Below are 14,395 nucleotides of genomic sequence, written 5' to 3' on the forward strand. Positions count from 1 at the left end.
GCCCCGGGTCACTCCACGGCCCGGCCGACCCGGTCCTGGCGTGGCGGCGCCATGGCGGTCCCGGGCAGCCGCAGCCGGAGGGCGAGCAGGACGGCCGGCACGGCGAACGCGGCGCCGGCCAGCAGGGCGTACCGGAAGCCCTCGGTCCCGTCCCCGCCCCCGGCGGAGCCCGCGCCGATCACCGCGACGGCGACCGCGAGGCCGAGGACGGAGCCGAACTGCTGGCTGGTGCTGACCAGTCCGGAGGCGAGCCCGGTCTCCCCGGGCGCGGCCCCGGCGGTGGCGGCCACGTTGGTGGTGACCATGACCAGCGGCAGGGCGACGCCGAGGACCAGGCTGGGGGCGAGGACGGTGCCGGCGAAGCCGCCGTCGGCCCGCAGCGCGAGCGCGAGCCACGCCGTCCCGCCCGCGAGGAGGACGAAGCCGCAGGTCATGACCGGCCGCAGCCCGTACCGGCCGATCAGGGCGCCGGTGCGCGGGGCGACGGCGACCACGACGAGGGAGAGCGGCAGCAGGCCGAGCCCGCCGGTGAGCGGGGAGTGGCCGAGGGAGCGCTGGAGGTAGAGGCTGACCACGAAGAACATCGGGAACAGGGTCGTCTGGGCGAGGGCGGCGAGCACGTTGGCCCGGGCGAGGGCGGGCCGGCGCAGCACGTCCGGCGGCACCAGCGGGTGCGCGGCCCGGCGCTCCAGCAGGACGAACGCGAGGAGCAGGGCGGCGGCCCCGGCGAGCGCCCCCGGCGTCCGCGCCCCGGTCCACCCCGCGTCCCCGGCGCCGACGAGGGCGTACGCGAGCAGCGCGAGCCCCCCGGTCGCGGTGAGCGCGCCACCGAGGTCCGCGCCCTGGTCCCGCCGCCGGGACGCGGGGCCGAGGACCCGCAGCGCGCCCACGGCGAGCAGACCGGCCGCGGCCACATTGAGCCAGAAGGTGGCCCGCCAGCCGGCCAGGTCGGTGAGGACGCCCCCGAGGACCGTGCCCAGCACCCCGCCGAGCCCGCCCATGGCGGCGAACACCCCGAGGGCCCGGTGGCGTCCGGGGCCGTCGGGGAAGAGGGCGAGGAGGGCGGCGAAGGCGGCCGCCCCGGCGAGCGCCGCGCCCACGCCCTGGGCGGCGCGGGCCGCGGTGAGCTGGGCGGCGCTCTGGGCGATCCCGCCCGCCGCGGAGGCGGCGGCGAGCAGGGCGAGGCCGGTGAGGCAGACCCGGCGGTGGCCCAGCAGGTCGGCGGCGCGCCCGCCGAGGAGCAGCAGCCCGCCGAAGGCGATGAGGTAGGCGTTGGCCACCCAGGACAGTCCGGCGGAGCCGGTGCCGAGGTCCGTCCCGATCGAGGGGAGGGCCACGTTGACGATGGCGGTGTCCATGATGAGCAGGAGCTGCATGGCGGCGAGCACCATCAGTGCGGCCCCGGCCGGTGCGGTGGCGCCGGCCGGTCGCCCGGTCGTGTCGGCTCTCACCGCTGCACGGTCTCCTCGGACAGCCCGTGGCCCGGCCGCACGGTCCCCTCGGACAGCCCGTAGCCCGCGAGGCAGGACCGGACCAGGGCCTCGCAGCTCGCGGTGTCGCCCTCCCACGCCTGCTGCGTGAGGTAGACGTGCGGGGCGCCGTGGTAGAAGCGCTCGTACTGCTCGTGGCGGGCGGCGAACTCCGAACCGAGGGCGTCCCAGGCGAGTTTGAGGAGCTTGATCCGCTCCTCCGCGCCGTGCCCGGGCGAGCGGATGTACTTGCGGACCAGCGGGCCGAGTTCCGGGTGCAGCAGATCGGCCCCGGAGGCGGGGAGCTGGATGACGCCGCCGCCGGCCAGCAGCTTGATCTCCTGGAGGGCGGCCGGGTACAGCTCACCGGCCACGATGCGCTGGGCGTAGGAGATCTCCTTGCCGGGCCGCACCCCGCCGCGTCCGCCGTCGACCTCCTCGAAGGACGCCTCCGCCGCGAGGACGAACGCCTTGGCCTGCGCGACCCGGCCCATCAGCCGGCCGATCGCCTGGACGACCTGCGGCAGCTCATGGGTGTTGTTGGCCCGGGTGAGCAGGATCGCGAGGCCGGTCAGGAACTCCAGCTTGGTCCAGAAGCGGGTGGCCCCCTGGTGCACGAAGTTCACGTACGCGGGGGTGTCCCACCACATCCGGAAGGTGGTGTCGGTGTTCCGGTAGGTCAGGACCCGCTCCCAGGGGACGAAGACGTCGTCGCAGACGAGCAGGGCGTCGTTCTCGTCGAAGCGGGCGGAGAGCGGGTTGTCGAAGACGCTGCGGGCGCGGCCCTCGTAGGAGGTGCGGGAGACGAGGGTCAGTCCGGGGGTGGCGAGGGGCAGGGTGAAGCTGAGGGCGTGCTCCACGTCCTGCGGGGCGAGGGGTTCGATGGTGCCGACGACCACCTCGTCGGCGAAGACGGCGGCCGTGCCGATGGTCTTGGCGCCGCGCACCACGATCCCGCCGTCCTTCTCGGCGACGACGCGGACGACGAGGTCGTCCTCCTCCTGCTCGGATGCGGGCCGGGTGCGGTCGGACTGCGGGTTGGTCAGGGTGAACGCGGCGTACAGGTCGCCCTCGGCGAGCCGGCGGTGCCAGGCGCGGGCGTGGTCCGCGCCGTCGAAGGCACCGGTGGTGAAGACCCCGGGGGCGGCGGCGAAGCCGGTCGCGCCGGCCGCCATGCAGTCGGGGGTGCGGCCGAGGAAGCCGTAGCCCGCCTCGGCCCAGACCTTGTGGGCGCGGCGGCGGGCGACCAGTCCGGCGTGGTCCCTCGGCACCAGGAAGGCGCGGTGCACGCCGTCCTCGGTCAGCTCGGCGGTGTGCGCGGAGTCGTGCGCGAGGTCGTAGAGCCGGGCGATCGACGCGGCGGTGTTCCGGAAGGCGGGGTGGCGGGTGACGTCGGCGACGCGCTCGCCGTCGAGCCACACCTCCCGTCCGTCCCGCAGCGAGGCGAGGTATTCCTGGCCGGACCTGGTCAACGTTGCTCCTCGAACCGAAAGAACCGCGGACGACGGGTTTCAGCCGAGCCAACAGGGCCCCGGCGGCGCCCGGCAATGAACGACCGTCCAGCGGTCCTTAAGAACCGGCCAGTCATGCGGCGGACGCGCCCCGGTTGCGGTACTCGCCGGGCGTCATGCCGTACCACTTGCGGAAGGCGAGGTGGAAGCCGACCGCGCTCTGGTAGCCGACCCGGCCGGGGACGGCGGACTGCGGCAGCACGGTCTCGTCGAGCAGCCGGGCCGCCTCCTGCATCCGCCGGCCGGTCAGATGCCGCGCGGGCGCCTCGCCGACGAGTTCGCGGAAGGCGGCGGTGAACGCGGAACGGGACATGCCGACCTCGCGGGCGAGGGACTCGATGGTCCACGGCTCGGCGAACCGGGTGGCCACGATGACCATCGCCTTGCTGATGCCGGGATGCCCGAGGACCGGCAACGCGGCTGGTTTGTCGGCCAGTTCGCGCAGCAGCGGCCGCAGCGCGAGGACCAGGGCCATCTCGAAGGCGCGCAGGGTGATCAGCCGGTCCCCCGGGCCGACGGGCCGGTCGGTGGTGGCGAGCAGCCGCAGGGTGTCGCGGAGCAGCGGCTCCCGGTCGATCTGGGAGCGGTCCAGGACCAGGGCCCACGGGAGGGCCTTGTAGAGGTTGCCGGCCGCGCTCTCGTCGTAGTGGAGCCCCGCGCAGAGCAGCCGGCTGACCGGGCCGTCGCCCTCGATGCGGATCTCCCCCGAGGTGCCGGGGGTGCGTTCGGGCAGCACGGCGGCGAGGGAGACGCCTCGGCGGTCGGGGCGGTCGGCGAGGCGGTGCGCCGTGCCGGTGGGGAAGAGGGCGAGGTCGCCCTCGTGCAGTTCGACGGGGGCATGGCCCTCGGCGGTGATCCAGCAGCCGCCCTCGGTGAGGAAGTGGAGCACGGCGCAGCTCTGTTCGGAGTCCCCCTCGATGGCCCACGGCGCGCGCACGTACCAGCGGCTGTCGAAGACGCCGGTGAGGCGCAGTGGCTTGAGCAGTTCGCTCAGCAGGTCGTCGCGCTCGCGCTCGCGTTCACGCTCGCGCGTGTCGGGGTCTCGCGCGTTCTGGCCGCGCGTGCCCCGGTCGTCACGGCCGCGTTCGCTCTGGGTCGGTCCCGGTGGTCGTTCCATGGACGATCCTTCAACCCCCGCCCCGGATTGTTAATTGATCGGCCGAACTCGCCCCCGCGAGCCTGGAACAGCCGCTCGCGGCAACACGCACACCTTATCGAAGGGCGTTTCACACTCATGTCCGATCACATTCCGATGCGCGTCGCCGTGGTGGGGGCGACGGGTCACCAGGGCGGCGCGGCGGCCCGGCTGCTGGCCGGCCTGGGTCACCGGGTGCGCACCATCAGCCGGCGGCCCGAGGCGGAGCGCCCCGCCCTGCCGGGGGTCCTCGTGGCGGACGGCGACCTGGGCCGCCAGGAGGACGTGCGCCGCCTGTTCGAGGGCGCGACGCACGCCGCCGTGACGATGCCGCTGGTGTACGAGGCGGAGAAGGTGATGCGCTACGCCCAGCACATCGCCAAGGCCGCGCGCGGGGCCCGGCTGGAGCGGATCGTCTACAACGCCAACACCCGCGTCCCGGAGCGGACCACACGGCTGGCCGCGTTCGAGACCCGGCGGCTGGTGGAGACGGTGCTGCGGGAGGGCCTCGCGGACAGCGGCACCGAGCTGGTGGTGCTGCGCCCGCCGGTCTATCTGGACAACCTCTTCAGCCCGTGGAACGGGCCGGCCCTGGTGGACGAGGGCGTGCTCGCGTACCCGCTGCCGGCCGACTGCCGGGCCGCCTGGCTCTCCCACACCGATCTGGCGCGGGCCGTGGCGGCGGCGCTCACCGCCGAGGGGGCCGGGGGGCGCACGTTCGACATCGGGGGCGCGCGGGGCCTCACGGGCGCCGAGCTCGCGGAGGCGTTCGGGCGCGGACTGGGGCGCGCGGTGGAGTACCGGGCACTCGAACCGGACGTCTTCGAGCGGGCGCTCGCCCAGATCATCGGACCGGAGACGGCGCGCGGAGTGGCCGGAATCTACCACTGCATGGCGAGCGGCGCGGAGCCCGATCTGATGGCCGACGACGGCGGCGCCTGGACGAAGGCGCTGGCCGTGGAGCCGGCCCCGGTGGAGGAGTGGGTGGCGCGCCAACCGTGGCAGGTGTGGTCGGGGGCATCCGCCCGGACGGCGGAATCCGCCTGAGCAGGATGAGGAACGGCCCGTATACGAGGGCCGCGGGAAGGGCCGGTTCCGTCCATGTGACGGCCGGTCCTTTTTCGTGTGTCTTGTGCGGGCCGCTACGGGCGGCAAAGTTAACAGATAGCCGGATTGCCCCCCGGGGGACCGGGGGAAGGCTCATCCGGTACGCACGCGAGCACGCCCCCGATCGCATCCGTTCCGTCCACCCGAGTGAACGCGGACTGGAGCCGACATGCCCGCACCCGGCCAGCCACCTGCCGAGCAGTTACAAATTAGACACACACCGCGCATTTCACGCCTTCGTGCTCGACCCGCCCTGTCCGCACAGCCCCCAGGTGATGTTGTGAACTCGCTCATTGGCCGTATCCCCGTCCTGGACGTACGCCCGCTCGTCGACTGCGGCAGACGGCCCGCGAAAGCGGTGGCGGGTGAGACCTTCGAGGTCACCGCCACCGTGTTCCGCGAGGGCCATGACGCGGTCGCCGCCAATGTGGTGCTGCGCGACCCGAAGGGCCGCCCGGGCCCCTTCACCCGGATGCGGGAACTCGCCCCGGGCACCGACCGCTGGGGCGCCTTCGTCACCCCGGAGACCGAGGGCGACTGGACGTACACGGTGGAGGCGTGGAGCGACCCCGTCGCCACCTGGCACCACCACGCCGGAATCAAGATCCCGGCCGGCGCGGACACCGAACTCGTCCTCGCCGAGGGCGCCGCGCTGTACGAGCGCGCGGCGGCCGGCGTCCCCAAGAAGGACGGCCGGGAGTCCGTCCTCGCCGTCGCGGACGCCCTGCGCGACACCGACCGCTCCCCCGCCGACCGGCTCGCCGCCGCCCGCTCGGCCGCGGCCGCCGCGGCACTCGGCCGCCACCCGCTGCGCGAACTGGTCAGCTCCTCGGCCGAGCTGCCGCTGCGGGTGGAGCGGCAGCGCGCCCTGTACGGCTCCTGGTACGAGCTGTTCCCGCGCTCCGAGGGCGCCGTCGTCGAGGAGGGCGCGCCGCCCGTCTCCGGCACCCTCCGCACCGCCGCCGAGCGCCTGCCCGCCGTCGCCGCCATGGGCTTCGACGTGGTGTACCTGCCGCCGATCCACCCCATCGGCACCACCCACCGCAAGGGCCGGAACAACTCCCTGACCGCCGGGCCCGAGGACGTCGGCGTGCCCTGGGCGATCGGCTCGGCCGACGGCGGCCACGACGCCGTCCACCCGGATCTCGGCACCCTCGCCGACTTCGACCACTTCGTGCGCGCCGCGCGCTCGCTGCGCATGGAGGTCGCGCTCGACTTCGCGCTCCAGTGCTCCCCGGACCACCCCTGGGTGAAGGAGCACCCGGAGTGGTTCCACCACCGGGCCGACGGCACCATCGCGTACGCGGAGAACCCGCCGAAGAAGTACCAGGACATCTACCCGATCGCCTTCGACGCCGATATGCCCGGACTGGTCGCGGAGACCGTACGGATCCTGCGCTTCTGGATGGACCGCGGGGTGCGCGTCTTCCGCGTCGACAACCCGCACACCAAGCCGGTGGTGTTCTGGGAGCGGGTCATCGGGGAGATCAACGCCGCCGACCCGGACGTCCTCTTCCTGGCGGAGGCGTTCACCCGCCCGGCGATGATGCGCACCCTGGCCGCCGTCGGCTTCCAGCAGTCGTACACCTACTTCACCTGGCGGAACACCAAGCACGAACTGACGGAGTACGTCACGGAGCTGGCCGGGGACTCCGCCTCCGTCATGCGGCCCAACTTCTTCGTGAACACGCCCGACATCCTGCACGCCCACCTCCAGAACGGCGGCCGCCCGGCCTTCGAGACCCGGGCCGTCCTCGCGGCGACCCTCTCCCCGTCCTGGGGCGTCTACGCGGGCTACGAGCTGTGCGAGAACACCGCCGTGCGGCCCGGCAGCGAGGAGTACCTCGGCTCGGAGAAGTACGAACTGCGGCCCCGCGACTGGGAGTCGGCCGAACGCGAGGGCCGCACCATCGCCCCGCTGATCACCCTGCTGAACCGGCTGCGGCGCCGCCACCCCGCGCTCCAGCAGCTGCGCGACGTCCACTTCCACCACGCCGACAACGACGCGGTGATCGCCTACTCCAAGCGGTCCGGAACGGATGTCGTGCTCGTCGTGGCGAACCTCGACCCCCACCACACCCAGGAGGCGACGGTCTCGTTGGACATGCCGAGACTCGGGTTCGAAGAACACGAGACCGTACCGGTGCGCGACGAGCTCACCGGCGAGACCTATCACTGGGGCAGGGCCACCTATGTGCGCCTAGAGCCGGGTGTCACGCCCGCGCACATCGTCACCCTGCGACCCACCCCGCAGACCGGAGGGTCACCCACATCATGATCGTCAACGAGCCCGTCCCCGACACCTTCGAGGACACCCCCGCCCGCGACCGCGACCCCGACTGGTTCAAGCGGGCCGTCTTCTACGAGGTCCTGGTCCGCTCCTTCCAGGACAGCAACGGCGACGGCATCGGCGACCTGAAGGGCATCACCGCCAAGCTGGACTATCTGCAGTGGCTGGGCGTGGACTGCCTGTGGCTGCCGCCCTTCTTCAAGTCCCCGCTGCGCGACGGCGGTTACGACGTCGCCGACTACACCTCGGTGCTCCCGGAGTTCGGCGACCTGGCCGACTTCGTGGAGTTCGTCGACGCGGCCCACCAGCGCGGTATGCGCGTCATCATCGACTTCGTCATGAACCACACGAGCGACCAGCACGAGTGGTTCCAGCAGTCCCGCAGCGACCCGGACGGGCCCTACGGCGACTACTACGTCTGGGCGAACGACGACAAGCAGTACCAGGACGCCCGCATCATCTTCGTGGACACCGAGTCGTCCAACTGGACCTTCGACCCGGTACGCCAGCAGTACTACTGGCACCGGTTCTTCTCCCACCAGCCGGACCTCAACTACGAGAACCCGGCGGTGCAGGAGGAGATCGTCTCCGCCCTGCGGTTCTGGCTGGACCTCGGCATCGACGGCTTCCGCCTCGACGCGGTCCCGTACCTCTACCAGGAGGAGGGGACCAACTGCGAGAACCTGCCGCGCACCCACTCCTTCCTGAAGCGGGTCCGCAAGGAGATCGACGCCCACTACCCGGACACGGTCCTGCTGGCCGAGGCCAACCAGTGGCCCGAGGACGTCGTCGACTACTTCGGCGACTACCCGTCCGGCGGCGACGAGTGCCATATGGCGTTCCACTTCCCGGTCATGCCGCGCATCTTCATGGCGGTGCGCCGCGAGTCCCGCTACCCGGTCTCCGAGATCCTGGCCAAGACCCCGGCCATCCCGAAGAACTGCCAGTGGGGCATCTTCCTGCGCAACCACGACGAGCTGACCCTCGAAATGGTCACGGACGAAGAACGCGACTACATGTACGCGGAGTACGCCAAGGACCCGCGGATGCGGGCCAACATCGGCATCCGCCGGCGGCTCGCCCCGCTGCTCGACAACGACCGCAACCAGATCGAGCTGTTCACCGCCCTGCTGCTCTCCCTGCCCGGCTCCCCGATCCTGTACTACGGGGACGAGATCGGCATGGGCGACAACATCTGGCTGGGCGACCGGGACGCGGTGCGCACCCCGATGCAGTGGACGCCCGACCGGAACGCCGGGTTCTCCTCCAGCGACCCGGGCCGGCTCTATCTGCCGACGATCATGGACCCGGTCTACGGCTACCAGGTCACCAACGTCGAGGCGTCGATGTCCTCGCCGTCGTCGCTGCTGCACTGGACCCGCCGGATGATCGAGATCCGCAAGCAGAATCCGGCCTTCGGTCTCGGCTCGTACACGGAACTGCCCTCGTCCAACCCGGCGGTGCTCGCGTTCCTGCGCGAGTACCAGGACGATCTGGTGCTCTGCGTGCACAACTTCTCGCGGTTCGCGCAGCCGACCGAGCTGGATCTGCGCGCCTTCGCCGGGCGCCACCCGGTGGAGCTGATCGGCGGGGTCCGCTTCCCCGCGATCGGCCAGTGGCCGTATCTGCTCACCCTCGCCGGGCACGGCTTCTACTGGTTCCGCCTGCGCAAGGACGCCGCGCCGGGCCTGCCGCCGGGCACGGCGACGGGCGACGCGCGGGGTACGGGCGGCACGGGGGCGGCACCGGCGTAGGAGGTGTCCGGCCCTGATCCGCCGGGCACCTCCTGACCGTCCGTCGGGAGCCGGGGCGCCGATTGTCCGAAAGGCGCCCTTGCTCCGGCGGGGCGGTTTCCGTCGCCCCGCACCGGGCACTCTCCACCTCATCCCCGCGCGCCGCCGGACAGCAACCGCTGCAATCCGGGACACTTTGCGCATTCGTGGTGTACCCGGGGAAAGGACGCGATGCCCATGTCGGAGGCTGCATCGATCCAGGCTCCGCTCGCTCTGCTTCCCTCCCTCGCACCGCTGCTGCGCCCCTGGCTGCCCCAGCAGCGGTGGTTCGCGGGGAAGGGCTCCGCCCTCACCGGCTTCACCCTCGTCTCGGCCACCGAACTCCTGCCCGCCCGCGGCCCGGGACCGGGCCTGCTGCATCTGCTCGTCGGGGTCCGGCAGCCGGATCAGCCCGCCGGGTCCACCGGCGACTGCTACCAACTCCTCGTCGGGACGCGGAAGACCCTGCCGCCCGCCCTGGCCCACGCCCTCATCGGCCGGGTCGGCGGGGGCCCGCTGGACGGGCTCACCCTCTACGAGGGGACGCACGACCCCCGGCTCGCGGCCCTGCTGCTGGAACGGCTGCGCACCCCGGGCACCCTCGGCCCGCTGCACTTCGAGCGCTTCGACGGGGCGCCGGCCATCCCCGGCGGCCTGGCCCCGAGACCACTGGGCGCGGAGCAGTCCAACTCCTCGCTGGTGTACGGGGACACGTACATCCTCAAGGTCTTCCGCCGCCTCCACCCCGGGCGCAATCCGGACCTGGAGCTGCCGCTCGCGCTGGCCCGCGCCGGGTGCGAGCGGGTGCCCGCGCCGGTCGCCTGGTACCGGGCCGCCACGCCGGAACCTTTCACCCTGGGGGTGCTCCAGCCGTTCCTGCACGGGTCCCGGGACGGCTGGGTCCTCGCCCTGGACGCCCTGGCCTCGGGGGACTCCTTCCGGACCGAGGCACGTGAACTGGGCGGTGTCACCGCCGAGGTGCACACCGCGCTCGCCGACGCGCTGCCGGTGGTGAAACTGAGCGGCGGTCAGGCGGAGCAGCTGGCCGCGCAGATGGCGTCCCGGCTGGAGGCGGCGGCCCGCACGGTACCGGCCCTCCAGCCGTACGCGCCCCGGCTGCGGACCGCGTTCGACGCGGTGGCCGCCCTCGGGCGGCGCGGCCGGATCTGGGCCGCGCAGCGGGTGCACGGGGACCTGCACCTCGGCCAGATACTGCGCGGCCCCCGCGAGACGCCCTGGTCGGTCATCGACTTCGAGGGCGAACCGACCCGCCCCCTGACCGAACGCGCCCGCCCCCAGCCCGCCGTCCGCGACGTCGCCGGAATGCTCCGCTCCTTCGACTACGCGGCCCGTACCCACCGTCCCTGGAACCCGGCCTGGGCCCAGGCGTGCCGCGACGCGTACTGCGCGGGTTACGCGCAGACCTCGGGCACCGACCCGCGCGAGGAGCCGGAGCTGCTGCGCGCGTACGAGACCGACAAGGCGGTGTACGAGGCGGTGTACGAGGCCCGGCACCGGCCGGACTGGCTGCCGGTGCCGATGGCGGCCATCGAGCGGCTGGCGTCGCTCGACTGACCCGTCCCGTCCCCCGGACCCCGACCCGCCCCCGAACGCCCCGCAACTCGCGCCCCAGGAGGCCGAACCGTGACCCCCCGTCGTACTCCCCCGTCCCGCGGCACGTCCGACCCCGCCACCCCGCAGCCGCCCGCGCCGGACCCCACCCCGGGCCCCACGGAGCGGGCGGACACCACCGAATCGGGTCCGGGCCCGGAGGGCACCCCGCCACCAGCGGCGACCCGCAAGCCCGCCCGCCGCGCCCGCGCGGGGGGCGGGGGCGCCTCGGGGGCTCGCGCCGCGTCCGGCAAGCGGCCCGGCGACGCGCCGGAGGCGGGCGCCGCGGCGACGCCGGGCGACGCGGACGAGCACGCGCTCGGCGTGGGCCCGTCCGCCCCGGGGGCGGCGGCCCCGTCCGCCACTCCGACCGGCGACGGCACGAGCCCGGTCTCCCGGCGGGCCCGGAAGGGGTCCGGCACGACCGCGGCCGGGCAGGCTGCGCTGCCGGGAGCGGCCCCGGCCGAGGGCGCCTCGCGCGGGGCGAGCCGGGCCGCCGGGCAGGGCGGGAAGCGGGCCGGCGAAGCCGTGGCCGCGCAGGAGGCCGACGCCGGGCCGGGGCACGGCCCGGTCGCGGCAAGCGGCACCGTCCCCGACCCGGCGGGCGCGGCGGACGCCGCCCCTGGCGCGGGCCAGGGTTCCCGGCGGGCGCGGAAGGGGTCCGGGGCGCCCGCAGCCGGGCAGGACACCCTGCCGAAGGCGGCTCCGGTCGAGCCCGTTGGGCAGGGCGGGAAGCGTGCCGGCGAAGCCGTGGCCGCGCAGGAGGGCGCGCGCGACGCGACCGAGCCGGCGAGCGCCACCGTGCCCGGTCCCGCCGAGGAGGCCGTCGCGACGCCCGGTACCGCCGAGGAGCACGCGCTCGGCGCGAGCGCGGGGCGGGGCGCCGAAGTGCCCTCGCAGGCGCAGCCCGCCGAGGAGGAGACCGCCGCGCTCGCCGCGAGTGCGGGCTCCGGACCCGCGCGCAAGGCGGCCCGGTCCGCACCGGCCCGCCCGGCCGAGACGGGCGTCGGGGCGGCGTCGGCGACCGGTACGACCGCGCGTCCCAAGGCCGCACCCACCGGCACCCCCGCCGCCAAGTCCCCCGCGTCCGGGGGAGGTCCCGCGCCCGGCGGCACGCCGAGCACCCCCGTCGCCAAGTCCCCCGCATCCGGGGGCGGTTCCGCGTCCGGCGGTGCGCCGAGCGCGCCCGGCGGCACCGGCCGCACCGGCGGGGGGCGGAAGCCCGCCGCCACCCCCCGCCCCCGCGGCCTCCGCGCCGCCGGCCCGCTGAGCGACGAGGACCGCGGGCGGCTGCTCGGCGGCTCGCACCACGACCCGCACGGGCTGCTCGGCGCCCACCTGGTGCGCGGCGGCGTCCAGATCCGCGTCCTGCGCCCGTACGCGACCGGGGTCACGATCCTCGCCAAGGGGCTGCGCACCGAGCTGAACGCCGAGGGCGACGGCCTCTTCTCCGGCGTGCTGCCGCTCCGCACCGTCCCGGAGTACCGGCTGCTGGTCGCCTACCCGGACCACCCGGAGGGCTTCGAGACCGAGGACCCGTACCGCTTCCTGCCCGCACTCGGCGATCTGGACCTGCATCTGATCGGCGAGGGGCGGCACGAGGAGCTGTGGCGGGCGCTCGGCTCGCACCCCATGACCCACCAGGGCGTCACCGGCACCCGGTTCACCGTCTGGGCTCCGGACGCCCGCGGCGTACGCGTGGTCGGCGACTTCAACTACTGGGACGGCACCGGCTTCCCGATGCGCTCGCTCGGCGCGACGGGCGTGTGGGAGCTGTTCGTGCCCGGCGTCGGGGACGGCGCGCTGTACAAGTTCGAGATCGCCCGCCCCGACGGCTCGCACACCGTCCGCGCGGACCCGATGGCCCGCCGCACCGAGGTGCCCCCGGCCAACGCCTCGGTCGTCACCGTCTCCCACCACGAGTGGCGGGACCAGGACTGGATGGCCCGCCGGGCCGACCGCCCCGTCCACGAGGCCCCGTTCTCCGTCTACGAGGTGCACCTCCCCTCCTGGCGGCCCGGTCTGACCTACCGCCAACTCGCCGAGCAGCTCCCTCGCTACGTCAGCGACCTCGGCTTCACCCACGTGGAGTTCATGCCGGTCGCCGAGCACCCCTTCGGCGGCTCCTGGGGCTACCAGGTCACCGGCTTCTACGCGCCGACCTCCCGGATGGGCAGCCCGGACGACTTCCGCCACCTCGTGGACAGCCTGCACCGCGCGGGCATCGGCGTCCTCGTCGACTGGGTGCCGGCCCACTTCCCGCGCGACGACTGGGCGCTCGCCGAGTTCGACGGCCGGCCGCTGTACGAGCACGCCGACCCGCAGCGCGCGGCCCACCCGGACTGGGGGACCCTGGAGTTCGACTACGGCCGCAAGGAGGTGCGGAACTTCCTGGTCGCCAACGCCACGTACTGGTGCGAGGAGTTCCACATCGACGGCCTGCGGGTGGACGCCGTCGCCTCGATGCTCTACCTGGACTACTCGCGCGAGGACGGCCAGTGGTCGCCCAACGAGTTCGGCGGCCGGGAGAACCTGGACGCGGTCTCGTTCCTCCAGGAGATGAACGCCACCGTCTACCGGCGCAACCCCGGGGTGGTCACCATCGCCGAGGAGTCCACCGCCTGGGACGGGGTGACCCGGGCGACCCACCACGGCGGTCTCGGCTTCGGCCTGAAGTGGAACATGGGCTGGATGCACGACTCCCTCGGCTATGTGGAGCACGAGCCCGTGCACCGGCGCTTCCACCACAACGAGATGACCTTCTCCATGGTGTACGCCTACAGCGAGAACTACGTCCTGCCGATCTCGCACGACGAGGTGGTGCACGGCAAGCGCGCCCTGGTGAGCAAGATGCCCGGCGACTGGTGGCAGCAGCGCGCCAACCACCGCGCCTATCTGGGCTTCATGTGGGCCCACCCCGGCAAGCAGCTCCTGTTCATGGGGCAGGAGTTCGCCCAGGGCGCCGAATGGTCCGAGGGCCACGGCCCCGACTGGTGGCTGCTGGACCCGTCGTACGCGGCGGAGCCGGACCACCGGGGTGTGCGGGACCTGGTGCGGGAGCTGAACACGGTCTACGGCGTCACCCCCGCGCTGTGGGAGCAGGACACCGTGCCGGACGGCTTCACCTGGGTGGACGGCGGGGCGGCCGAGGACAACGTCTTCGCCTTCCTCCGCTTCGACCGGGCGGGCGCCCCGCTGCTCGCGGTCACCAACTTCTCGCCGGTCGTACGGCACGACTACCGGCTGGGGGTGCCGCCGTCGGTGCCGGTGTGGACGGAGGTCCTCAACACGGACGAGGAGCGCTTCGGCGGGTCGGGCGTGCTGAACGCGGACCCGGTGAAGGCCGAGCCGGTGGAGGCGCACGGCCGGCGGACCTCGGTGTCCCTGACCCTGCCGCCGCTGGCGACGGTCTGGCTGCGGCCGGCCTGAGCCGTTGCCGACGGGGTGTGTGGGGGGGGGGCGGGGGGCCACCCCCCCCCCCCCCACCCCCGGCAGCAGCT

General features: G+C 73.9%; 8 protein-coding genes. 5 read left to right on the plus strand and 3 right to left on the minus strand.

The genetic code is table 11. The annotated features are described in order from the left end of the window. Nucleotides 1–8: 8 nt before the first annotated feature. The 3 genes from ABZ457_RS22025 to ABZ457_RS22035 all read right to left on the minus strand — a co-directional run bounded on the left by ABZ457_RS22025 (nucleotide 9) and on the right by ABZ457_RS22035 (nucleotide 4,097). Nucleotides 9–1,451, minus strand: a complete 1,443-nt coding sequence (locus ABZ457_RS22025) for an MFS transporter (protein ID WP_359159720.1) — start codon at nucleotides 1,449–1,451, stop codon at nucleotides 9–11. After that, nucleotides 1,448–2,941 carry a 4-hydroxyphenylacetate 3-hydroxylase N-terminal domain-containing protein gene (locus tag ABZ457_RS22030; RefSeq protein WP_359159722.1) on the minus strand — a complete coding sequence of 498 codons (1,494 nt, stop codon included), beginning with the start codon at nucleotides 2,939–2,941 and terminating at the stop codon, nucleotides 1,448–1,450. The genes ABZ457_RS22025 and ABZ457_RS22030 overlap by 4 nt, the downstream gene beginning before the upstream one ends. A 112-nt stretch (nucleotides 2,942–3,053) precedes the next feature. Beyond that, complete coding sequence (locus ABZ457_RS22035) at nucleotides 3,054–4,097, minus strand: AraC family transcriptional regulator (protein ID WP_359159724.1); 1,044 nt, start codon at nucleotides 4,095–4,097, stop codon at nucleotides 3,054–3,056. Between the two features lie 117 nt (nucleotides 4,098–4,214). Between ABZ457_RS22035 and ABZ457_RS22040 the strand changes: the two genes are divergently transcribed. The 5 genes from ABZ457_RS22040 to glgB all read left to right on the plus strand — a co-directional run bounded on the left by ABZ457_RS22040 (nucleotide 4,215) and on the right by glgB (nucleotide 14,324). Continuing rightward, entirely contained in the window at nucleotides 4,215–5,162 is a 948-nt protein-coding gene (locus ABZ457_RS22040; protein WP_359159726.1) for an NmrA family NAD(P)-binding protein, read from the plus strand. 340 nt (nucleotides 5,163–5,502) lie between these two features. After that, nucleotides 5,503–7,500 (plus strand): alpha-1,4-glucan--maltose-1-phosphate maltosyltransferase, encoded by a 1,998-nt coding sequence (locus ABZ457_RS22045; RefSeq protein WP_359159728.1) that lies wholly within the window; start codon nucleotides 5,503–5,505, stop codon nucleotides 7,498–7,500. Beyond that, the gene (gene treS / locus ABZ457_RS22050) at nucleotides 7,497–9,266 is read left to right on the plus strand and encodes a maltose alpha-D-glucosyltransferase (RefSeq protein ID WP_359159730.1); all 1,770 of its coding nucleotides are present in this window, start codon (nucleotides 7,497–7,499) and stop codon (nucleotides 9,264–9,266) included. Before ABZ457_RS22045 ends, treS begins: the two co-directional genes overlap by 4 nt. A gap of 216 nt (nucleotides 9,267–9,482) precedes the next feature. Further along, a complete protein-coding gene (locus ABZ457_RS22055; protein ID WP_359159732.1) occupies nucleotides 9,483–10,859 on the plus strand; it encodes a maltokinase in 1,377 nt (458 codons plus the stop codon). A gap of 69 nt (nucleotides 10,860–10,928) precedes the next feature. Further along, a complete protein-coding gene (glgB, locus tag ABZ457_RS22060) occupies nucleotides 10,929–14,324 on the plus strand; it encodes a 1,4-alpha-glucan branching enzyme (RefSeq protein ID WP_359159734.1) in 3,396 nt (1,131 codons plus the stop codon). The last annotated feature ends 71 nt before the right edge of the window (nucleotides 14,325–14,395 follow it).

Source organism: Streptomyces sp. NPDC005805, from assembly GCF_040630445.1.
Lineage (GTDB): Bacteria > Actinomycetota > Actinomycetes > Streptomycetales > Streptomycetaceae > Streptomyces.